The organism is Psychrobacter glacincola (assembly GCF_904846075.1).
Classification (GTDB): domain Bacteria; phylum Pseudomonadota; class Gammaproteobacteria; order Pseudomonadales; family Moraxellaceae; genus Psychrobacter; species Psychrobacter glacincola_C.
The window spans coordinates 538459-562536 of record NZ_CAJGZH010000002.1; the positions used below are offsets into that span (position 1 = coordinate 538459).

Below are 24078 nucleotides of genomic sequence, written 5' to 3' on the forward strand. Positions count from 1 at the left end.
CCTACAAATATTAAAAGAAAAAAATAGTATCATTAAGTTTGATTTTATGGCGTTTATTTATTTTTCCAAACGGGCTTACGCTTCTCTAAAAATGCTTGCACACCTTCGCGCTGATCTTTGGTATCAAATAATTTAACAAAGGCTTCACGCTCATGGATAAGGTTTTGTGCAGGCGGTGTGTGTCTTGCTGCTTGAATAAGCGCTTTGGAGTAACTGACGGCAACTGGTGATTGTTTAGCGACTTTTTGCGCTAGTGCTTGTGCTGCTAATAAACCGTCACCTTTTGCAGTGACTTCTTCGACTAAGCCAATGCGTAGTGCAATCTGGGCATCGACGCGCTCGCCGCACAATATCATACGCTTTGCCCAACCCTCGCCTACCAAAGCCGTTAGATTTTGCGTACCACCGGCACACGGTAACAAACCAACGCCTGTCTCAGGCAATGCCATTTGTGCATGGTCTTCTGCAATACGGATATCACAAGCGAGTGCGCACTCAAGACCACCACCCATCGCATAACCATTGATGACAGCGATGCTTACGCCGCGATAGGCTGACAGTGCCTCAAATGCTTCACCAAAGGCGATCGCCATACTGATCGCGCGGCCTTTATCACCATCGGCAAAATTATTTAAATCAGCGCCTGCTGAAAAGAACTTCTCTCCATCACCATGAACGATTAGTGCATATACCTCGTCGTTGGCATTGAGGTCAGTGACCAGTTGCTTAAGCGCCTGTAGACTGTCCATCGTCCACGTATGAGCAGGTGGGTTATTTAGGGTTAGCGTCGCAATATGACCATTAATTGATAGTTTTAAGTTGGTATAATCCGTCATGAAATATCCTTGTTATAAAATCATTTTATTCATATAAATAGGTTAGCGCAGTTGGCTCAATGCATCATCTTGCATAAGCTGACGCGAGACAATCACGCGCATGATCTCATTGGTACCTTCCAAAATCTGATGTACGCGCAAATCTCGCACATGACGCTCAAGCGGATATTCATTGAGATAACCGTAGCCACCATGCAGCTGCAAGGCTTCGTTAGCAACATCAAAACAAAGATCGGTCGATAAACGCTTTGCCATTGCACAATAAGTAGAGGCTTGCGCATCTTTATTGTCGACTTTATTCGCCGCTAAATAGAGCATTTGCCGTGCGGTAATGGTTTGGGTCAGCATATCAGCAAGCTTAAACTGTACCGACTGTAAGCTAGCAATCGGGCTGCCAAACTGACTGCGCTCTTGTACATAATTGGTCGCTGTCTCAAGCGCCGCTTGCGCTGTCCCTACTGCACAGATGCCGATATTAATCCGGCCGCCATCTAAGCCTTTCATAGCAATACGAAAACCTTGGCCTTCCTCGCCGATGAGGTTTTCTACTGGCACTTTGACGTCTTTAAAGCTAATCGTCCGCGTTGGCTGTGCTTTCCAGCCCATTTTATGCTCGTTTTTGCCGTATTCGATACCAGCACTGTCAGCGTCTACCACAAATGCAGAAACCCCTTTTGGGCCTGTAGCGCCCGTACGTGCCATCACGACCAACACATCAGTTGATCCCGCCCCTGAAATAAAGGTTTTTTCGCCGTTTAGCAGATAATGCTCGCCTTGTTTATCAGCTTTGGTACGCAGTGATGCGGCATCAGAACCGGCATTAGGTTCCGTTAGACAATAGCTGCCCAGCCATTCACCACTAACCATATTTGGCAAGTATTTTTTGCACAGCGCATCGCTACCAAATTCGCCAATCATCCAGCCTGCCATATTATGAATACTCATATAAGCCGCCACAGACGTATCACCCCATGCTAGCTCTTCAAAAACCATGGCAGAATCTAAACGCGGTAGGCCTAAGCCATCATATTCTGGATTGGTATATAAGCCCAAAAATCCAAGCTCGCCTGATTTTTTAATCACATCAATTGGGAAGTGCGAGGTGCGATCCCATTCAGCGGCATTAGGCTTTAGCTCTTTTTGGGCAAACTGTCTGGCAGTTTGGCGAAAGGCAATTTGGTCATCAGTTAATGAAAAATCCATGGGGTCATCCTTGTGCTGAATAGGGTGTATTAAGTCGTCAGTGCAAATATAGGTGATTCAGCGTTAAATTGAAATAGTCGTATTGACACCGCGACTTGCTTCATCATCAAACCAGCGCGCCGTAACGGTCTTGGTTTGGGTATAAAATTGCACCGCTTGCTTACCATAAGGACCCAAATCACCAAGCTTACTGGCACGTGAGCCTGAGAATGAGAACATCGGTAGTGGCACAGGAATCGGCAAGTTAATACCGATTTGACCGACTTGGATGTCTTGTTGGAACTTATGCGCGGCAGCCCCTGACTGAGTAAAGATAGCAGTACCATTACCATGTGGGTTGGCATTGAGCAGCTCAATCGCTTCATCTAAGCTATTGGCACGCATGATACACAGGACAGGTCCAAAGATTTCTTCTTTGTAGATTTGCATATCTGCAGTGACGTTATCAAAGATAGTCGGACCAACGAAGTTACCCTTCTCATAGCCCTCAACCGTAATACCGCGACCATCAAGCAATAGACTCGCCCCTTCTTCTACCCCTGTACCAATCAAATGCTCAACACGCGCTTTTGCGGCAGGAGAAATAATGGGGCCCAAATCTTTATCATGCTTACCAGCTGAGACGATCAAACCCTCAGCTTTGGCTTTGATATCATCAATCCACTCACCGGCAGCACCGACAAGGACAACGACAGACAGCGCCATACAACGTTGACCAGCAGCACCAAATGCCGCGCCTGCTAGTTGATTCAGCGTTTGCTCTTTATTAGCATCTGGTAAGATAACGCCATGGTTTTTTGCGCCCATCATACACTGTGCGCGCTTACCTGACTGACTGGCACGCTCATAAACGTGTTTGCCGACGTTGGTCGAACCCACAAAAGAAACTGCTTTGATATCAGGATGATCACAAATCGCATCAACGGTCGCCTTGCCACCATGTACGACGTTTAGCACGCCTTCAGGTACGCCCGCTTCTATTGCCAGTTCAACCAAACGCATCGTGACCATTGGATCTTGCTCAGAAGGTTTTAGGATAAAAGTATTACCCGTGGCAATCGCCATTGGGAACATCCACAGTGGAATCATCGCTGGGAAGTTAAACGGCGTAATGCCTGCACAGACACCCAGTGGCTGCCAAATACTATAGGTATCAACGCCTGAGGCAACGTTTTCAACGAAATCGCCAATCTGTAGATTTGCAATCCCAGCAGCATGCTCAACCACTTCTAAACCACGGAATACATCACCGCGTGCATCAGCAATAGTCTTGCCCTGCTCTGCGGTCAAGATTTCTGCTAGCTCATCCATATGGTCACGAATCAGTGCCTGATATTTTAGAAAGATACGCGCACGTGTGGTAATCGGTGTTTTGCGCCACGTTTGAAAAGCGGCTTTGGCTGCTGCAACCGCCTGATTGATTTCATCGTCTGTGGTTTGCGGAACTTTGGCTATGACTTCTTGCGTGGCAGGATCGGTGATATCAATCCATTCACTGGTATTAGAATCAACAAATTGACCATTGATGAGCTGCTTGACGTGGTGCATAAGATATCCTTATCTTGTTTGCGAGACTACCCTTTAGCGGTGTCTTAATATTCAAAAAGAGAGAAAAAATGATGAGCTTTTATCGATCAAACGTAATTTATAAAATGATTTATTTCGTATCGTTATTGACTATACCAATAAACCATTTTTAGGGTCAAGCGCTTTGTCAAAATTTTATCTGAGTTTATGTTAACGAAAAAAACTTTATGTAAGGTATATTTTCAGTTTGAGCGAAAGCGACTAAATAGTGATAAAAATGAAGAGACGCCTTAAATTGAAAACAAAAAAGCCCATGATTGTGCATGAGCTTTTTTTCAATATTAACGTTAGATGGCTTTTTTCAATTAATACGCCATCGTATTAGTAGTCTTTCATAGACTGCTTAATCGCCTCAATCGCTGTTGGATTATCAAGCGTTGACATATCTCCTGTTTCGTTGCCTTCTGCTAAAGCACGAATGGCTCGACGTAAGATTTTGCCAGAGCGCGTTTTTGGTAGCGCTTGCGGAAAATAAATTGCCGCTGGCCTTGCGATACCACCAAGGGATTTGACCACAGCACCGATGACCTGCTGCTCAATACGGAAACGATTTTCGGTGGTCGTGACTTGTTCATGATCTCTCAGCACACAAAAGGCTATCGGCAACTCTCCTTTCAATTCATCATGAATACCCACAACCGCACATTCTGCCATCTCTGGATGCGTACTAATCGCTTCTTCAATTTCTTGCGTGCCAATACGATGACCGGCGACGTTAATCACATCGTCAGTTCGTCCTAAAATATAAAAATAACCCTCCTCATCAGTCACGGCATAGTCTGAGGTTGAGTATTGCTTACCATCAAACAGACCAAAATAGCTGCTAATAAAGCGTTCGTCATTTCGCCATACCGTGGTCAGACAACCGGGCGGCAATGGTGCACGAATCGCGAGCAGTCCTTTTTCGCCAGCCTTACAAGGTTCGCCTGTTTCTTCATTAATGACATGCGCATCATAACCATACATGGGATAACCGGGTGAGCCTTGTTTGTGCGGCTTATGATTGAATTTGGGTGTGTTACTTAGAATGGGCCAGCCAGACTCTGTTTGCCAATAATGGTCTAAAATTGGCACACCTAAATGCTTAGTCAGCCAGTTGGCTGTCGATTCATCCAGTGGTTCACCTGCCAAAAAGAAGGATTTGACGCTGGAGACATCATAGCGCGTCATCCATGTCTCATCTTGTTTTTTAAGCATACGGACACCCGTCGGTGCCGTGAATAAGATATTGACCTTGTTTGCTTCGACAATTCGCCACCAAATACCGGGATTTGGGCGATGCGGCAGACCTTCATACATCACACTCGTCATGCCCGCCAGCAATGGCGCATAAATGGTGTAAGAATGCCCAACCGCCCAGCCGATATCTGATATCGCCCAAAATGTCTCGCCCGCCTTGCCATCGTAGATATAGTCCATCGACGTCGTTAACGCAACCGCGTGACCACCTGTATCACGTTGCACGCCTTTTGGCGTACCCGTCGTACCAGAAGTATAAAGCAGATACGATGGCGTATTTGACTCAAGCCAAACTGGCTCGACAATCGCATTGGCTTCACAGCTGATACGGCGCTGGGTTGCATAATCAACATCAATATTTTTTGGCTCAAATGGTAAAATGCCACGATTGATAACCAATACATGTTCGGGCTTAACTGTTGCTTGCTCGACCCCTTGATTGACAAGGTTTTTATAATTAATAACTTTACCACCGCGCAAACCTGCATCCACCGTGATGACCATTTTTGCTTCGGCATCATCCATACGAATGGCTAAGTTATGAGCCGCAAAACCACCAAATACCACCGAATGTACCGCACCGATACGAGCGCAAGCCAACATGGCATAAGCGGCTTCTAGAATCATCGGCATGTAAATGACAACGCGATCGCCCTTGCCAATACCATGACGCTGTAGCACATCAGCAAAATAATTGACTTCTTTATATAGGTCATTATAGGTCAGACGACGTTTGGTATAGTCAGTGTAAAGCTCAACGTTATTACCCAAATCTTTAAACGCATCGACGACTGCAGGAAAGGTTTCGATTAACTCTTGGTTAATCTCAGAGGATAACCAGATAAAAGCATCCTGCTCTGCGCGCTCTGCAAGATGGCGATCCACACAGTTATAGCAAAGATTGGTCTCGCCACCGACATACCACTGCGCAAATGGCAGATTGCTGTCATCAAGGATTTGTTCAGGCTCTTTATGCCAATAGATACGCTTTGCTTGCTCTGCCCAAAACTGCTCTTTATTTTCAATAGAAGAGTGATAAATTTCAGCAAAAGTTTGAGTGGTATTAGATAACGCTTGAGAAGTCTGAGCTTGGTCTGACGATTGGTTGGTCACTGAAGTGGCGGTTTGCTCGCTCATAATAGCTGTCCTTAGCATAAATGATGGGTAATACGATGTAATAATGTCATAGTAAAGATTGGCTATCCCTGCCAGCTATCTCTAATAGAAAAAAAATCGATACACTACGTATCGATTTAGTAGGTATCGGTTTAAAATGTAGCAGAGCTAACAATAAAGGTCAACTATTAAGCCAGTTATCTGCTCAATAGTTAAGCCACTTTAAGCCTATACCTCAGTTTGATCAGCATACATCTCACGCATCACTTTTTTGTCATGTTTACCAACAGAAGTCTTTGGTAGCTCATTGACGAACTTAAACTGACTTGGCACACCATATTTCGGGATAATACCCCGCTCTACGGCTTTCTCGGCAATGGCTTTGATATCATCAACGCTCGTGTCTTGAGCATTAGGTTTTAACACAATCAAGGCCAATGGACGCTCGCCCCACTGTTTGTCACGTATCCCAATCACAGATACGTCAGCGACCGCTGGATGTAACGACAAAATCGTCTCAATCTCTAATGACGATATCCACTCGCCGCCTGACTTAATGACATCTTTTAAGCGATCAGTAATTCTAATATAACCATCAGGACGTATATAAGCAATGTCTTGGGTGTGCATATAGCCGTTTTCCCACAGCTCTTTGCCCGCATCGTCATTTTTTAGATAGCTTTGCGTTAGCCAAGGTGCGCGTAATACCAGCTCGCCAGTATTGTCTTGACCGGTACCAACCGACTCATTATTGGTACTCCATATTTGAGCGTCCACCATCAGTACGGGCTTACCAGTCATACAACGGCGAGCGATATCTTCATCTTCACTCATTTCAGGCTCGTCGAGACTAAATTCTGTCAAGCTAATAAGGGGCGCTGTCTCTGACATACCATAACCAGTATATACTTCGATGCCTTGTGCCATGGCTGTTTTTGCCAAGCCTTCAGTCAATCTTGAACCACCGATGATCATTTTTAAACCATTAAAGCTAGCACCGCGATCTTGCGCTTCTTTGAGCACCATTTGCAAAATCGTTGGGACACAATGGGTAATACTGACTTTTTCATTAATAATCAAATCCATTAACACATCTGGTGCATAGCGTCCTGGATACACTTGCTTCAGACCAGCCATGGTCGCGGTAAATGGAAAGCCCCACGCATGCACGTGGAACATCGGCGTCATCGGCATATAGACATCACCGTAGCTGACGCCTTGCTTGTCGGGCAGCATACCTAATGTCGCCGCTTCGGTAAGAGTATGCAATACTAGCTGGCGGTGGCTAAAGAATACGCCTTTTGGATCGCCCGTCGTGCCTGAGGTATAAAACGTCGTGGCAATGGTGTTTTCATCAAAATCTGGGAAGTCAAACTCACTATCAGCAGCTTGTAATAACGCTTCATACTCACCTACTACGCGGTTTTGATTACCACCGAAGACTCCTTCAGATGTCACGCCATCATCATCTAGCCAAATAATATGCTCAATACTAGAGTTTTCAAACTGATAGCTTTTGACCAATGGCGCAAACTCAGAATTAAGCAGCAGCACTTTTGGCTTAGCATGATTGATGGTATAAAGAATTTTTTCTGGCGATAGGCGGATATTAACGGTTTGCAAAATATACTCTGACATCGGTACAGCGAAATACGACTCCAGATAACGATGGCTGTCCCAATCCATCACCGCCACTATATCACCTGCATCTAGATTTAAACCTGCTAAGACATTGGCCAAGCGATTGATACGATTGAATAAATCTTTATAGGTAAGGCGTTTTTTATCAGCATAAACGATTTCTTGCTCTAGCGACACCGTTTTGGCACGGTTCAATAGTTGCTTAACTAATAAGGGATAATCGTAAGCAGAAGGGGCGCTGTGGTAAATATTTGACATAGATATGACGTCCTTGTTGGTCATGCGGATAAGTTATTATGCGGGTGAATCATGGATAATTGATGGCACGCAGTTCTAGTTATTTTAGCTTTTACTTATAAAAAATTGGCTGTTTAAAAATTGATAGCGGCTAACATTATTAATAGAATTATTAAGGTGTATTGAACAGGCTATATCGATAGTAAGAAAAAATAGGTGCTATGTAAAGCGACCTTACGTAAACATCCTAAGCTGCAATAGCTTGATGAATATTGCTCAAAAACGGCCATCAAGCCGCGCGTGATTTTGTTTTAATCATGCCAAAACTGGCAACCAGTAATGCCAAAATCTGTACAAATAAGAGCAGCCATACTGTGAGCGACCACTGCCCGCGCGCATAAGCCATGCCGCATAACCACGCACCCATCGTACCGCCAGCATAATACCCCATGTAATATAAACCAGACGCCAATGAGCGCCCTTTTTTAACATTGACGGCGATATAACTGATGGTGGCAGCTTGGGTGATAAAGACACCTGAGGACATAATAGCAAGACCAATAATAATGCCCCATAACGGCGTTACTAGCGTTAACAGCACCCCAATCATAGAAACGAAAACAGCCACGCGCACTGTGCGCGCTGAACCAAAGCGACGTAGCAAGGTCGTCGACAATGGCGTGATGACAACGCCTATCAAATAAACGGCAAAAATATTGGCAAGCGCACCCGTACTCAACTCATATGGCGTCTTAGCAAGATGTAGATTGATAAAGGTAAAACAACCCACGAGTGAGAATAAAACACACGCTCCTAGCAGACAAGCCGTCACCACATAACGATTGGTTAAATGCTCACCGAGCGTCTGCATCGCGGAACGAAAATTCGGATTGGCCACAAACTGCTGTGATGATGGCAGCATTTTGCCGACCCACAGCGCACCAATAAGGGTCATCGCTGCCATCACATAATAGCCTGCACGCCAGCCGATAAGCTCGTGCAAGTGCCCAAGTAAAAATCGCCCCATAAAGCCGCCAAGTACCGAGCCTGAGACATAGAACGACATCAGTTCTGTGACAGCGCGTCCCTCAAACTCTTCACCGATATAAGCAATCGTCACCACGGTAATGCCCGGTACAGACAACCCTTGCATAAACCGCCACATGCCCATCCAACCAATACTCGGACTTTGGGCAATTAAAGCAGTTGGTATCGCTAAAAATAATAACGCGCCAACGATAAAGGATTTACGCCCCACAGCGTCAGACAGCATGCCCAAGAATGGCGACATGATAGCAATCGCCAATATGGTAGCACCGACAATCATGCCCGCCTGCACCTCAGTTGCGGACATATCCATCATCAATACTGGCAAAATAGCCTGAATAGAATAGACCTGCAAAAAAGCAAACATCCCAATCAAGCCAATGGTGAGCTTTAAGACCCACGATGTTGCATTATTGATTGGTGTAGATAGAGGTTCTGGCATATTATTTTGGGGTTTACTGATGGTATTTTTCACAGGGATACAGGCTATGTTGGACGCGGATAATCTGGCGTGAGTAATAGAAATAGGACGATAATAGCTGAAATAATGACAAAAACAATGATGACAATAATGGCTGATGCTAGGGATAGCCGTCATGTATGATTTTAGCACACCAAATACCAGACTCTGGTTTCGGTGTGTTATCGGTATTGCTTTATTTATGCTTAGGGTCTGTTGAGCACTAAAAATTGCTGCTTTGTATACTGCGTAGGTGACGTATATTTTTGACAGCAAGCAGATTACTGTCTACTATTATTTTGATCTATTATATATAAATGCGATTCACAAAAACTTATATCCACAAAATATAACCTGCGGCAAAATCCAACTCACCTATAGCAGACTCTCTATGATGCCCAAATATCCTTTTTATTCGCAATGGATTGTCGCCATAGGTGCACTGGTTTTTTCTATAAATGCGTCGGCAGTTACGTTAGACGAAGTAGCCGCAACGAACAAGCTCACAATTAAAGAGCAATCGTCCAAAATAGTATCAACCCCGATAGCGTCAGCGATTGCAATAACATCGCCTGTATCAACACCAGCCGTGCCGTCAAACTGTATCGCCGACAGTATTATTACAGCGGCTAATCTGTCAGATACGCGTGATAAGGGGCCTTTTTCGGTGGCTAAGAAAGCTGTTCCTCGTCAGTTAGCTAAAGGCTTTGGTGGCGGAACTATTTATTATCCAACCAACGCGGGCGGCTGTGGTCTGTTAGGCGGAATCGCAGTGATACCCGGTTATGTGTCCTACGAATCTTCTATTAAATGGTGGGGGCCGCGTTTGGCATCTTGGGGATTTGTGGTTATTACCATCGATACCAACTCCATTTATGATGACCCAGAGAGCCGTGCGGCACAGTTAAGTGCCGCGCTTTATCATATGCTTCGTGACAATACGGTAGGCGCTCAGATAGATAGTACGCGCTTGGGTGCTATTGGCTGGTCAATGGGCGGCGGCGGCGCACTCCAGCTAGCGACAAAACGTCAGACGGTTCGAGCGATTATTCCGCAAACGCCCTATCATGATAAAGACTATGGCGAAATGAACACGCCTGCTTTATTCATTACTTGCCAAAATGACCGTATCGCCTCAAATAAAAAATACAGCAGTCGTTTTTATGATAAAGCTACAGGCGCAAAAATGAAGATTGAGATAAAGAATGGTAGCCATTTTTGTCCAAGTTATCGTTTTAATGAGATATTGCTGAGCAAGCCAGGTATTGCTTGGATGCATCGCTATATTAATGGCGATATCCGCTTTAATCAGTTTTTATGTAGTAACGACAACTATGGCAACAATCCTCGTATATCCGCTTACGACTATAAAAACTGCTCATAAACAAGGCACTCATGAGAAAAGCACTTATAAACTAGGTACTGATAAACTAGACACTTATAAACAATCCGCTGGTCACTCTCTGACTTAGGAGCGCTTAGCATAGAAAAAGGCTACCGAAATGGCAGCCTTTTTTGTAAAGTCATTAACGCAATTATTCACAGCTCGCTTTGCCAGTGCGATGATTCACAGCACCATTGGCGGCTAATAGCTTTTGCATATCAACCAAATCTCGCGAACACGCATATGAATAGGCACCTTGATTATACGAGCCCATTTTTTTGTCTTTGGTTGTTGCCACTAGATTCGGATTAGCGCCTTGCGCCAATAAATATTGGACAGTTTCAAGGCGATTATTACTAGCTGCAACCATAATCAAGGTTTCACCATCACTTTCTACCGTCTGATCATTTAAGTCCACAGGCGCTTTTTCATTCAATAACGTATGTACTTTTTTGACAATATTGGTATTTTTTCCCAGTACAGCAGATTTCATGACGTTATACACATCACCGTCATCTTTAGCATAGATATCAGCGCCTTTACTGATTAAGTAATCGACCATATCTTTATAGCCGATAAAAGCAGCCCAGCCTAACGCCGTTTGGTTAAGGCTACCTGTATCTTTAACTTCTAAGTCTTGACCATTGTTAACCATGTATTTAACCGTGGCTAGATCACCATGTTTTACGGCGTCAAACCAAGTAGCATCTACACCTGTAGAGGGTTTGTCATAAAACACACGCCAAGAAAGTTTGTTTTGATTGGCAAGATCAAAATTCTCAGTAGTGCTGAAACGAAAACCCACTTGTGTGACTGGTGCGGTTTGAGCAGCTTGGATAGTGTCCATTTTAGTGACGCTGTTATCATTGTTTAGGCTTGAGCAACCTGCTAATAACATCGTTGCCATAACCGCTGATGCGCTCATTTTTCCAAAAAATCTCATGACTCAACCTTCAAATACAAATTAAATAGTGAGAAGTATTATACAGATTCATTAAATAATAATCTATAAATTATAAGCTATGAATGACAATGACCCTCGGTTAATATAGGCTTATATCAGACTTTAACGTTATACACTGAACCTAACAATCAACATCTTTTTTATAACAGACTTTAGGTACATGACTCACCATAATAAGAGGTCATTTATAATAAATTGTCATTTATTGATGAGAAATATTCATTATTAAAATTGCTAAGACATCAAGAAACTCGAATAAAAACACTAAGGAATAATTTCAATGACCGATAAAATTCATGATTTAGGGGCAGGATTTTGGAATATACGCGGATCTTTTCGCATTGGCGGTGTTCTAAACATTGGCACTCAGTGCTCACTTATACAGTTAAACTCAGGAAATTTTATATTTTTGGATAGCTATTCATTGACTGGTGACGTACGCGATGAGGTGATGGCATTAACCAATAATGGTCAAGATGTCGAAGCAGTACTGAACGTCCACCCATTCCATACGGTGCACTGTGCACAAATGGCAAAAGACTTCCCGCAGGCGACCTTTTATGGCAGTAGCCGCCACCATAAAAAAGTACCTGAAGTAAAATGGGCAGATGACTTGGTTGAAAGCGATGCGGTCGCCAAGCGTTACCCCGAGCTTAAGTTCTCAATGTCACAAGGCATCTACTATATCTCACCCAATGAGATGATTCATGCAGGCTCGCTATTAGCCTATCATCCTGCCAGTCAAAGCTTGCACGTCGATGATACCTTTATGAGTCCACCGATGAAGTTATTAGAGGCGATATTACCTGAACTGATACTGCACCCAACGACCAAAAAAGCGCTAAAAAATGAGCCCAATGCAGGCAAGCAATACTGCGATTGGGCAAGCAATTTGGCACATGAATGGCGCGATGTGCGTAATTTCTGCGCTGCACATTCCTATTTAGTGACATTCAATGAAGGTGAGTTTGAAGTGGCGCTATTAAAAGCCATTGATAAAGCCCGTCCAAAATTAGAAAAAGCTTAATTGACCGTATAACCTCACATTAGAAGCATAACAAAGGGAGTGACCAAGATGGTCGCTCCCTTTTTTGCAATGAATCCGTCAACATCAAAAATTATTAACGGAACAATAAAGACGCTAGCTCATCTTCGTTATTGATAATATCTGCCAAGGTATAGCGCTCAAGGACGTTAATAAATGCCGTCAGCGCTTCAAAGAACACACTTTTTAGTTGGCATGCTGGGCTAATGACACAGCCTCTAGCGTTATTTGTCGTTTCATCAATAAGCGTAATAGGCAAACCAGTCTGTCGACCATCACTACTCTTATCATTCGCGGGGGTCGCAAAACACTCGACCAAATCAAAGTCTGGCTCTATTTGTTTAATTAATACACCCAAATTGATGTCTTTTGGCGCACGAGCCAAACGTATACCACCATTTTTACCACGCACACTTTCTATATAACCAAGCTGACCCAACTGATGAATAATCTTGGTCAAATGACTTTTAGAAATGCCATAACTGTCGGCAATATTACTGATATTTGCGAGTAATGGCGGCTCTGGTCTCACCGCCAAGTAAATCAATGAGCGCAGCGCATAATCGCTATAATTGGTCAATCGCATTTATTTGCGCTCCTATTTTATATAAATCTCTCAAGTATGTATCAGCTTAAATTTTAGCAATGTAACTCTATAAGTTTGAAAATGAGGGTCTTGAAACCTTATAATATTTGCAAAACAACCTACTTAAAAACGTCAGCAATCAATCAATAGACTTGGATAAATCCCCTATTCTTTTGGCGATAGCATCATAACGGCTCTACAGGCTCTAATCAAACATACCATCAGGTCTAGGACGTGCCAGCATCGGCAAATAGCTGATGCAAAATAGCACAAAGCAAGCAATCCACGCCCCTTGGGCAATCATGATCCATAATAGATAGTGACTCATATCGGCAAGCGGCAATAGCACGCGACTGACAAATGCCAACACCATCAGAGCATACATGATATTCACCGTCTTGGGCGGCTGATGAATGCTGCGTCCCGTATGGCCAAGCGATACCCGCGTCATCATCGCCACGGTCATCATACCAACGCCTGCAATGGCAAGCCCATGCATCGCAATACTATGAGTATAGCCCAACCATGGTTGCAGCGCATACAGCAGAAAACTCAAACACATGCCCAAAAATGCAACATATAATGACCAAAGCAGTGGCTTTTTCCAGATACCGCGATGATACCAGCCTACTAAACGGACGATATTAACCACTGCTACGCCAAGTGCCGTAATAGTCAGCAGATACTGATTAGGATAAAACAAGTCACTGATAAAAAACGCTAAGAAAAACAATAAACTCGCAATATCCTGTACTTTACTATTGCGCAACTTGATGACTTCCGTCGTTCCAAGACTCAGACCACGTTCAATAAAGAATGGCACCACGCGGCGACCAATGGTCAGCACCAAACCGATAATTAAATAAAACCCTAGATAAATACCTATTTTAGTCATACTCATATCGGCATTGATAATACCCCAGTAGCAGATTCCATTGCCAACGGTCAATAAGGCCAATTTCGCTAAGATACCCATTTGCTTATACTGCTTGACCTGCAATACCGCTCGACATATCACAAATGCCATCGAGGCGATAAACAATAAGTCAAATACTGCGGCGACATATAACAACGATATACTGCTACCCGCAACCGTCATACCAAGCCCAAAACCTGCCCAGCTCAAACGTGCCAGCAGCCAACAGCCAAAGATAGCCAGCAGCTTATAACCATGCGGCATCATTACCCCTGTCCACGTCTTCACTGCCGTGAGGAGAAATCCTGCAATGACCGCCAAGGCATAACCATAGACCATCTCATGACCGTGCCAGTACAACGGGTTCAGCGCTTGTGCGTCAATATCTGTATGACCGGTAAATACGAAAGACCATAGCAGCATCGTTATCACGGCAAATAGCGCGGCAGCACTAAAAAATATTCGAAAGCTCAGATTCAGAATGGGATGCGGAGAGCTGGGCGGCTTGCTGGGTAAGTTGATCGATTGCATGGCAGTCTTCTTAGAAGCATGTGAATAGAGTTTAACTTAAAGATTCATTTTAAATGAATGTTATAAGTTATACAATAGTGATAATTTTATAACTCATTATAACGGTTTGCTATTAGCATAAAAAACAACCACTGATAAGACTGTTAGCGGTTTAAAACGTGCTATTCAGCATTTATGATCTAAAATTCATAAACCGCTTTAACTTACATGACCGCCTTGCCATTTATCAACGAACTCACCATTGGGGTCGTATTGTTGGGTTTGCTTGCTAAGATTAAATTGCCGACATCCTCTTGGATCAGCACCTACGCCCGCTAGATATTGCCAATTCCCCCAGTTACTCGCGACATCATAATCGATAAGATGTTGCTCAAAATAGGTTGCACCGTAACGCCAGTCTAAACCCAGCTCATGAATAAAGCAGCTAGCAACGATTTGTCTGCCTCGATTAGACATATACCCTGTTTGCTTTAGCTGATTCATGCAGGCATTGACGATAGGATATGGCGTGCTGCCATTCTGCCATTGCTGCAAACGCTGATCGTCAAAATGAGTAGCTGGTAATTGATGACCAATCCCCTTAAACAAAAACAGATTGCTACCATGCTCAATTGCATACCAATAAAAATACTCGCGCCACAGCAGCTCAAACCATATCCAATACGTTGACTCATTGGCGATAATCTCATGCTCATAATGACGTAAGCGATTCAATAGTATTTTCACAGACAAGCAACCATTTGCTAGCCAAGGCGAGAATTTAGTGGAATGCGTCCAGTCATCCAGTGCATTACGTGTAGTTTTATAAGTGCGCGGCGCAGCAGAATCAAAATAGTGAGTTAAATGAATCATTGCATTTGTTTCACCACCTTTAAAACTAAGCGCTTGCTCATCAGATGGTTGTGTTTTAAAAAGGTATTTACTATGACCTATCAACGCATCAGGCATTGGCGGTAGCGACTTTGGCGTAGGAGAAACAGCCACTTCGTCGTCAGCATTCAATAAATCATGGCTTGCTTCAACCTTTTTGCGAAACTGGGTAAAGCTTTTGGGCAGGTCTTGTGTCGGTAAATCAGCAAATAGCGTATGGGTTGATTGCCTGTGCCATATTATCTGCGGATATTTGCTCTGCAAGGCAGCATAGCCTTTATTTTGATTATAGTCTGCGGTGTGGCTGACACAGATATCGGTGACTTGTTGCTGCTCAATGAGCTGGCATAACTGCGTAAAGGTGTTTAAGGCAGACTCTACCTTATCTGCTGACAAATGACTCTTTGATGAATAGCTTGTTGATGAATAGCTTGGCGACAGATATAGCAATCGATTACCAAGGCGCTGAAGCGATCGATCCAAATTAGCCAAGCTCTCAGACAAGAACTGCTGACGAGCAGCGCCCATCTCATTAAAGTGGTAAGCTTGACGGCTCTCTTTCATTTCAATGCAATCAGCCAAAAAATCAGCATAGATGAGCATCAGGTTGCCTTGATTACTTTTAGCCAATGTCGCCGCTTTGATTAACGTTTCATTGCCCTCTATGCGCAAATCGTTATGAAATAAGACCAATACCGCTTTTTTGACTGACTTATTTGATGCGTTATCTGATTGGTGATTTGACATACTCTCGATTCCCAAGTAGTTAAACGCGCTCACTTGAAGCTGAGTCTAAACTATAATATTTTAGAATGTGACACACAGTATAGAGCGTGTTACCCGTTCAACTTAAGTCGCTACCCTCGTTGTTATCTGCGTTATACTAGCCATAAGCATTGACTATCACTGAGCTGACTGCTTAGATGGTTTATAACTAGGAGAATGTCATGACTCAAGAACACGCTTCCCATGAAAAGCGCAAAATCATCGATAAGTTTTTGATGAAACTCACCAAAGAAGAGCCGCAAATGTATTATGCTAGCACCTCTGAGGTCGCTCGTAGCATCCATACTATGATAAAAGAACACACCAATCGCTTGTCGGTAGAAGATCAGGCGCTCGTTAGACATATGACTGTCGAGGAGATACAAGGCTTGCTAGGCTTTCACCTTAAATAATCACACTTTCAACGTTCCCATAAAAAAAGCCCGCTGATTTGCAGGCTTTTTTATTATTAAAACTTTAATTTAGAGCATTGAAAATGTACATCGCTTAAAACGGATACTCGCGTGGCTCATGTTGCATAGATATCCAGTGCGTTCTAGTGAACTCTTCTAGCACCCACTCACCGTTAAAACGACCAATACCTGAGTTTTTCTCGCCACCGAATGGTAAGTTACTTTCATCATTGACTGAAATATCATTAATATGGGTCATGCCCGCTCTGATATCACGAGCAAAGCGCATGCCTTTTGCCATATCTTTTGTAAATACCGCACTCGACAGACCAAACATTGAGTCATTGGCGATCGATAACGCATCATCTTCATCTTTGGCACGGATGATACCGACCAATGGTCCAAACACCTCATTACGTGACAAATCCATTTTGCGCGTCACTTCAGTAAAGATGTGCGGCGGTACAACTTGCCCTTTAATCTCACCACTTAGTATCATTTTTGCGCCTTCTTGCTGCGCGTTGGCGATTTTCTCTTTCAACGATTCGACTTGTTTTTTATTAATAATCGGACCAACCGCCGTGTCTTGTTTGCTCGGATCGCCGACATTTAACGTTTTAACGTGTGCCAAGAAACGCTCAACAAAGTCATCATAAATCTCGTCTTCAACGATAATACGATTAATAGCAATACAGATTTGACCTTGATGTAAGAATTTGCCAAAGGCTGCTGCTTTGACCGCTTGCTCAATATCAGCGTCTTTTAGTACCACAAATGGACTGTTACCACCCAACTCAAGCGCTACTTGTTTAATGTAGTCGCCGCCATTGGCCAACTCGCCAATGCGCTTACCGACTGAAGTAGAGCCAGTAAATGATACAAAGCTTGGGGTTTTGTGTTCAACGATCGCATCTCCTATCTCTTTGCCTGAGCCAACAACCACATTGAGCAAGCCTTTTGGTAAACCTGCTTCTTCAAATACTTTTGCTAGCAGCAAACCACCAGTCACTGGGGTATCACTCGCAGGCTTGAGTACCACAGCGTTACCAAGTGCTAAGGCTGGTGCAATAGAACGTTGGGTCAAATGTAATGGAAAGTTCCACGGACTAATGACAGCGACGACACCGATGGGCTCACGGTAAACAAAGTTTTCTTTGCCAGGGGTGTTAGATGGACGAATCTCGCCATGTACACGACTGGGGAATGTCGCAGCCTCAAGGGTAATGGCGCGGGTAGCAGCAAACTCAACCATGGCTTTAACACGGGTACTGCCCGACTCTTTAATGAGCCAATCGACGATTTCATCTTGGCGCTGATCTAAAATCTCAACCACTTTATATAGCACACCTGCTCGTGTCGCTGGCGTCTGCTGCGCCCACTCTTTTTGTGCCGCACTTGCTGCTTGATAAGCTTCATTAAGCTGTGCTTCTGTCGCCTGCTGAATCTTTACAAGTGTATCGCCATTGTAGGGGTTGGTGTTGGTATTGACGCTATCATCTTGACCGCTTTGCCATTCCCCTGCAATGTACTGGAGGTGGAAATCATTATAGGCATTGGCTTTGGTATTATCGGTATCAGTTGACATAATTCTTCTCATTTATTTTATGGATGTTATGTTGGTTGTCAATAAAACAGTATGGGTAGCAAATTGAGGCAGATAAAAAATAACCTTTAACACAGTTATTTATATTAAATAGCCTGCGCTCGCTGCATTTGATTAAGCACATCAAAACGAAACTTGCTAGACGACTGGTCTAATGCTACCATAGACCTCATATAAATAAGCGTATTTTGTCAGAAAGTATTGTTTAAAAAACGTAACGTGACCATATCAACCTTTACAATAAGCACTAACTATAAGCAACAATAAAAATCTGCATCGACCCATAGAAAGTATCATGAATAATTGTTAATAGCGCGCTAAGTAGCATTATTCGCCATACCTTATCTCTGAAATACATTCATAAAAATATAGGAGGACATTACCATTATGTCTGCGGCCTCAACCACAATCCCACCAGATACCAAAACGCATCTGTTAGAAACAGGCTATCAACTGATTTCCAAAAAAGGTTTTACTGCCGTCGGTATCAAACAAATACTAGACACAGCCGGTATTCCTAAAGGCTCTTTTTACCATTATTTTGCCTCAAAGGAAGCGTTCGGTGAAGCTATCATCAGTCATTATTTCACTGACTATAAGATACGCTTAGACACCATTGGTCGTCAAAAAGTTAATGCTCAGCAAAAGATTTATGATTACTTTCAAAGCTGGTATGACACCCAGCAAAATGGCTGTGATCATGAAAAGTGCTTGGTGGTGAAGCTCAGCGCTGAGGTTGCAGATCTGTCTGAACCTATGCGCATCGCACTGAATGCTGGTTACCAGCAGACCATCAGCTGGCTTGCCGAACAAATCAAAGCAGGCTGGGCGGATGACTCTGTACCACAACCTGACAATATCGCGGCCGAGAGCATGGCAAAACGTTGGTATTTTGCTTGGCTTGGTGCCAGTTTAATCGCCAAGATTAGCCAAACCAATACGCCGCTTGCAGAAGTATGGCAGATGACTACTTCTCAACTGGGACGCTAATCTCGTGCGTTAAACGCTTTTTAGCCATTTATACTTCCCTATATCTAAAGCAAAAAATTGAGTTATAAGAGAGTTTTGTAAAAATTACTAGACGACTGGTCTATTTAATGTACAATGCCCACAGTTGCAAAAACGAATGGCTAATTTGCCACTGAGATTTTTGCACCCCATACGCCTAACACAAATATTTAATAATTTTAGGAATACTATGAATAACTTCCAATATTACAATCCAGTACGTATCGTCTTTGGTGAAGGTCAAATCAAACAACTATCAGAATTGGTACCGACTGATGCCCGTGTGCTTATCACTTATGGTGGCGGTTCGGCACAGCGCACAGGTACGCTAGACGAAGTAAAAGAAGCCTTGGCTGCGAGCGGTACACGTACCGTATTCGAATTTGGTGGTATTGAAGCCAATCCAGAATTCACGACGCTTTTAAAAGCAGCAGATATGGTCAATGAACACAATATTGACTTTTTGCTAGCGGTCGGTGGCGGCTCAGTCATTGATGGTAGCAAATTTGTGGCATTGGTATCGTCACTCACTGAAGAAGACGGCACGACTGTCTCACGCGAACAAGCATGGAACGCATTAACCAGCTATTGCAGAGACATTGATTCTGCCATCGATTTGGGTGCTGTTTTGACGATTCCAGCCACTGGCTCTGAGATGAACTCAGGCGGCGTCATCAATTATAGTGAACGTCAAGCTAAGCTACCATTTGGCAACGCACTTGCCTTCCCTAAGTTCTCAATATTAGATCCAGTCAAAACATTGACATTACCTGAGCGTCAAGTGATGAATGGTGTGGCTGATGCCTTTGTCCATGTCATGGAACAGTACCTAACGTATCCAGTCAATGCAAAAGTGCAAGATGCCTTTGCTGAGAGCTTGCTGAAAATCCTCATTGATGAAGGTCGTATCGTTAAACAAGATCCAGAAAACTTAGAAACTCGTAAGAATATTATGTGGACAGCGACCATGGCACTCAATGGTCTAATCGGTGCAGGCGTACCGCAAGACTGGACGACACATATGATCGGTCATGAGCTAACCTCGTTACACAGCATCGATCATGCTCGCACCCTAACCATTTTATTACCCTCAGTAATGCGTGAGCTAAAAGAAAGCAAAAAAGAGAAATTACTTCAATATGCGCATAATGTCTGGAATATTACGCTTGATGATACCCATCAAGACGAAGACGCTGTCATTGAAGCCGCTATTGTCCGTACAGAAAACTTCTTCCGCGACCTTGGCTTGCCTGTCAGTTTAGAAGATGCAGAACTTGATGCGTCAGCTATTGACCCGATTATCAAGCAGCTTGAGGCGCACAACATGGTTCAGTTAGGCGAGCACAGCAACAATGATTTAGAAGTGTCACGTCGTATTCTACAACGTGCTATTAGTAGCAAAGCTGCTTAATAAAAACACCACCGTAATAAGAAACACATATTGTTATGCTATTTATAGTAGTTGCTCAGCACTGAGTAACTACTCCATTCACCATTAAATATCAAAACCAGTAAATATTAAAATCAATAGAATATTAAAATCAATAAATAGAAAAGGAATCTGATAATGAGCTTTGATAAACAACAAAATCAAAAAACAAACCGTCAAATCAAATTGGCAAGCCGTCCAACAGGTGAGCCAAAAGCTGAAAACTTTGATATGGTAACCAGCGATATCCCATCGCCAAATAACAATGAAATGCTGCTGCGTACCGTTTACTTATCCTTAGATCCGTACATGCGTGGACGTATGAGCGATGCAAAAAGCTATGCTGATCCGCTAGAAGTGGGTGATGTCATGATGGGTGGCACGGTTGCCCAAGTCGTTGAATCCAATATCGACAAATTTGCTGTGGGTGACTTAGTGGTCTCAAACTCAGGCTGGCAAGACTATAGCGTCAGTGATGGCGAAGGCGTCTTAAAGCTTGACAAGAACATGTCAAATCCATCTTATGGTTTAGGTGTATTAGGTATGCCCGGCTTTACCGGTTACATGGGTTTGACCGACATCGGTAAGCCGCAAAAAGGGGAAACTTTGGTCGTCGCTGCTGCAACGGGTCCCGTTGGTGCAACAGTAGGTCAAGTTGGCAACCAATATGGCTTACGTACCGTTGGTGTGGCTGGTGGCAAAGAAAAATGTGACTTTGCTGTCAATGAGCTAGGCTTTGATGTCTGTATTGACCATAAAGCGGATGACTTTGCCGAGCAATTAGAAGCGGCGTGTCCAGATGGCATCGATATCTATTACGAAAACGTCGGTGGCAAAGTATTTGATGCCGTTATGCCATTATTAAATGCGCATGCACGTATCCCAGTCTGTGGTCTGGTCTCGCAATACAACGCCACCGAGCTGCCTGATGGCAAAGATCGTCTAGGCGTATTAATGGGCAACATTCTAAGCCGTCGTCTCACTATTAAAGGGTTCATTATTTTTGAAGAATATGGCGATCACTTCCCAGAATTCTTAAAAACCATGAGTAAATGGGTCGAGTCAGGCGATGTTAAAACCAAAGAATATATCGCTGAAGGCTTAGACGATGCACCAAATGCCTTTGTGCGCATGCTAAATGGCGATAACTTTGGTAAAACAGTGGTTAAAGTTTCTGAGGTTGAATAACCGAACCAATGGTTAGCAGTTGGTTGAATCGCAAATAACGACTTAACAACATAACTTGCTAAGACAACCACTGAATATGACCTCTCAACCATGAATACTGTTCTATGAATACCGCTAGCAGTCATTGCAAATACTCATATTGATTACAGATGATTAATTAAGCATGACTGCTAACAACCCATGATTTAAGAACAACATCAATAATAAATAAGGACGATTATGAATATTTTAATGGTACTAACCTCACATGATAAGTTGGGCGATACTGGTAAAAAAACGGGCTTTTGGCTAGAAGAATTTGCCGCGCCTTATTATGCTTTTATCGATGCCGGCGTCAATGTGACACTTGCTTCTCCTGCTGGCGGGCAGCCACCGCTTGATCCGAGCAGTGACACTGAAGACACCCAAACGAAAGATACCAAGCGTTTTAAAGAAGACAGCGATGCTCAAAAGCATCTTGCTAATACTGAAAAACTCGCTGATATGAAAGCTGAAGATTTTGATTCAGTCTTTTATCCAGGCGGTCATGGTCCACTATGGGACTTGGCAGTTGATAAAAATTCGATCAATTTGATTGAGACGTTTGTCAAACAAGACAAACCTGTCGCCTTTGTTTGTCATTCTCCAGCCGCTCTTAAAAATGTCAAAATTGACGGTGAGTATTTAGTCAAAGGCAAAACAGTGACTGGCTTTACCAATTCAGAAGAAGATGCCGTTGGTCTAACAGATGTCGTGCCATTCTTAGTAGAAGATGCACTAAAAGCCAATGGTGGTAACTATGAAAAAGCCGCTGATTGGGAATCATTTGTGGTCGAAGATGGCTTGCTGATTACTGGACAAAACCCAGCTTCATCAGAGGAAGCTGCCAAGCGCTTAATCACTAAGCTGAAAGGTTAATATCTTTTTAACGTTAATATAATAGACCATGCAAAAAGGCCACTATCATGATTCGCTTACATCATCTCAATCAGTCTCGCTCATTACGTATTTTATGGCTTTTAGAAGAGCTGGGCGTGCCTTATGAGATCATTAGTCATCAACGCGATCCTAATACTCATTTGGCACCAGACAGTTTAAAGGCGGTACATCCACTCGGTAAATCTCCGGTTATTGAGATGGATGGTCAACTTTATGCTGAATCAGGTGCAATCACTGAGTTATTGATTGAGCGATTTGCGCCAGAGCGCTTACGTCCTACGACTGATAGCGTAGACTATGGACATTATCTGCAATGGATTAACTTTGCTGAAAGCTCGCTCATGTTGCCGTTATTACTGGAGCTATTTACCAAAAAAGCCGGTATCGTCGATAACGATTTTTTAGATGGTTATATCAGTCAAGAAAAACACAGACTGTTGAGCTATCTAAACGAGGAAGTTGCAGATAAGTCATTTATCGTTGGTCATAAGCTAAGCGGCGCTGACTTTATGCTGTCTTTTGACTTAATCATGCTGGCTAAGCGCGAAGCGTTAGATGATTATCCGCATATCAAGCAGTATGCTTTACAACTCGCCAGTCTTGATAGCTATCAGCGCAGCATGCGTTTAGAGGCGAATTATGATCACTCTATTTAGTACCATGGTCTAACTGTTTATCGACTATTTAATGTATAAAAAAACAGCTCTTTATAGAGCTGTTTTTTATGGGCAAAAATGATCTGAGTCGTAGCTATGTGACATATAGTCAAGGAATTTTAGAATCGCTACAAGGCGACCGACCGCAGATAGTAAACTGAGTACATCTAGGGCGGGTAACACCGTAGCGGTTTAAAAGTGCTCTAACTATAGCACTGTGTTTCTTATCGTCTATCATTGACAGACAGCTGCATCTATCTTTTAACTTGATTTTCAATGTGTTAGTTATGCGTGATAAATGCTCAACAAAAATTATGATAAAATATTCAAAACAGGGTTTAGAATACTTTTTTGGTTTTATCAGCCTACTAAATGACTTTCTGTTAAATGGCTTTTTATTAAATGACTTTGAACGTCTTGATCTTCATGACTATCC

The 24078-nt window shown here is 43.2% G+C and carries 19 protein-coding genes; 8 read left to right on the forward strand and 11 right to left on the reverse strand.

The window, feature by feature from the left end; genetic code table 11:
- Positions 1 to 53: 53 nt before the first annotated feature.
- The 6 genes from JMW85_RS08405 to JMW85_RS08430 form a co-directional block, all read right to left on the reverse strand.
- Complete coding sequence (locus JMW85_RS08405) at positions 54 to 836, reverse strand: enoyl-CoA hydratase (RefSeq protein ID WP_201581438.1); 783 nt, start codon at positions 834 to 836, stop codon at positions 54 to 56.
- Between the two features lie 42 nt (positions 837 to 878).
- Positions 879 to 2039, reverse strand: coding sequence for an acyl-CoA dehydrogenase family protein (locus JMW85_RS08410; RefSeq protein ID WP_201581439.1), 1161 nt, complete (start codon positions 2037 to 2039; stop codon positions 879 to 881).
- Between the two features lie 63 nt (positions 2040 to 2102).
- Positions 2103 to 3587 carry a CoA-acylating methylmalonate-semialdehyde dehydrogenase gene (locus JMW85_RS08415; RefSeq protein WP_201581440.1) on the reverse strand — a complete coding sequence of 495 codons (1485 nt, stop codon included), beginning with the start codon at positions 3585 to 3587 and terminating at the stop codon, positions 2103 to 2105.
- A gap of 360 nt (positions 3588 to 3947) precedes the next feature.
- Positions 3948 to 6002 (reverse strand): propionate--CoA ligase, encoded by a 2055-nt coding sequence (locus JMW85_RS08420; RefSeq protein WP_193008211.1) that lies wholly within the window; start codon positions 6000 to 6002, stop codon positions 3948 to 3950.
- 207 nt (positions 6003 to 6209) lie between these two features.
- On the reverse strand, positions 6210 to 7880 hold the full coding sequence (locus JMW85_RS08425) for a fatty acid--CoA ligase (RefSeq protein ID WP_201581441.1): 1671 nt from the start codon (positions 7878 to 7880) through the stop codon (positions 6210 to 6212).
- Positions 7881 to 8148: 268 nt separating this feature from the next.
- A complete protein-coding gene (locus tag JMW85_RS08430) occupies positions 8149 to 9348 on the reverse strand; it encodes an MFS transporter (RefSeq protein ID WP_201581442.1) in 1200 nt (399 codons plus the stop codon).
- A gap of 409 nt (positions 9349 to 9757) precedes the next feature.
- On the opposite strand from JMW85_RS08430, the gene JMW85_RS08435 reads away from it, so the two are divergent.
- Entirely contained in the window at positions 9758 to 10750 is a 993-nt protein-coding gene (locus JMW85_RS08435) for a dienelactone hydrolase family protein (RefSeq protein WP_201581443.1), read from the forward strand.
- A 151-nt stretch (positions 10751 to 10901) separates the two neighbouring features.
- Here JMW85_RS08435 and JMW85_RS08440 read toward each other — a convergent pair whose 3' ends face one another.
- Entirely contained in the window at positions 10902 to 11693 is a 792-nt protein-coding gene (locus JMW85_RS08440; RefSeq protein ID WP_227681737.1) for an ankyrin repeat domain-containing protein, read from the reverse strand.
- Between the two features lie 301 nt (positions 11694 to 11994).
- On the opposite strand from JMW85_RS08440, the gene JMW85_RS08445 reads away from it, so the two are divergent.
- Positions 11995 to 12741 (forward strand): hypothetical protein, encoded by a 747-nt coding sequence (locus tag JMW85_RS08445; RefSeq protein WP_201581444.1) that lies wholly within the window; start codon positions 11995 to 11997, stop codon positions 12739 to 12741.
- Between the two features lie 94 nt (positions 12742 to 12835).
- Here the strand turns inward: JMW85_RS08445 and JMW85_RS08450 are convergent, their stop codons facing one another.
- The 3 genes from JMW85_RS08450 to JMW85_RS08460 form a co-directional block, all read right to left on the reverse strand.
- Entirely contained in the window at positions 12836 to 13345 is a 510-nt protein-coding gene (locus JMW85_RS08450; RefSeq protein WP_201581445.1) for an Rrf2 family transcriptional regulator, read from the reverse strand.
- A 205-nt stretch (positions 13346 to 13550) separates the two neighbouring features.
- Complete coding sequence (locus tag JMW85_RS08455; protein ID WP_201581446.1) at positions 13551 to 14792, reverse strand: NnrS family protein; 1242 nt, start codon at positions 14790 to 14792, stop codon at positions 13551 to 13553.
- Positions 14793 to 14990: 198 nt separating this feature from the next.
- Complete coding sequence (locus JMW85_RS08460) at positions 14991 to 16409, reverse strand: DASH family cryptochrome (protein ID WP_201581447.1); 1419 nt, start codon at positions 16407 to 16409, stop codon at positions 14991 to 14993.
- A 200-nt stretch (positions 16410 to 16609) separates the two neighbouring features.
- On the opposite strand from JMW85_RS08460, the gene JMW85_RS08465 reads away from it, so the two are divergent.
- Positions 16610 to 16840 (forward strand): hypothetical protein, encoded by a 231-nt coding sequence (locus tag JMW85_RS08465; protein WP_045446342.1) that lies wholly within the window; start codon positions 16610 to 16612, stop codon positions 16838 to 16840.
- Positions 16841 to 16934: 94 nt separating this feature from the next.
- On the opposite strand, the gene JMW85_RS08470 is transcribed toward JMW85_RS08465, so the two are convergent.
- Positions 16935 to 18425, reverse strand: coding sequence for an aldehyde dehydrogenase family protein (locus JMW85_RS08470; protein ID WP_201581448.1), 1491 nt, complete (start codon positions 18423 to 18425; stop codon positions 16935 to 16937).
- A gap of 405 nt (positions 18426 to 18830) precedes the next feature.
- Between JMW85_RS08470 and JMW85_RS08475 the strand changes: the two genes are divergently transcribed.
- The 5 genes from JMW85_RS08475 (at position 18831) to JMW85_RS08495 (ending at position 23642) form a co-directional block, all read left to right on the forward strand.
- Positions 18831 to 19433: a TetR/AcrR family transcriptional regulator gene (locus JMW85_RS08475; RefSeq protein WP_055124963.1), complete on the forward strand. Its 603-nt coding sequence runs from the start codon at positions 18831 to 18833 to the stop codon at positions 19431 to 19433.
- Between the two features lie 208 nt (positions 19434 to 19641).
- Complete coding sequence (locus tag JMW85_RS08480; RefSeq protein WP_201581449.1) at positions 19642 to 20862, forward strand: iron-containing alcohol dehydrogenase; 1221 nt, start codon at positions 19642 to 19644, stop codon at positions 20860 to 20862.
- 156 nt (positions 20863 to 21018) lie between these two features.
- A complete protein-coding gene (locus JMW85_RS08485; RefSeq protein WP_201581450.1) occupies positions 21019 to 22068 on the forward strand; it encodes an NADP-dependent oxidoreductase in 1050 nt (349 codons plus the stop codon).
- A gap of 219 nt (positions 22069 to 22287) precedes the next feature.
- Positions 22288 to 22965: a type 1 glutamine amidotransferase domain-containing protein gene (locus JMW85_RS08490; RefSeq protein ID WP_201553991.1), complete on the forward strand. Its 678-nt coding sequence runs from the start codon at positions 22288 to 22290 to the stop codon at positions 22963 to 22965.
- A 47-nt stretch (positions 22966 to 23012) separates the two neighbouring features.
- Positions 23013 to 23642 (forward strand): glutathione S-transferase family protein, encoded by a 630-nt coding sequence (locus JMW85_RS08495; protein ID WP_201553993.1) that lies wholly within the window; start codon positions 23013 to 23015, stop codon positions 23640 to 23642.
- Positions 23643 to 24078: the final 436 nt, after the last annotated feature.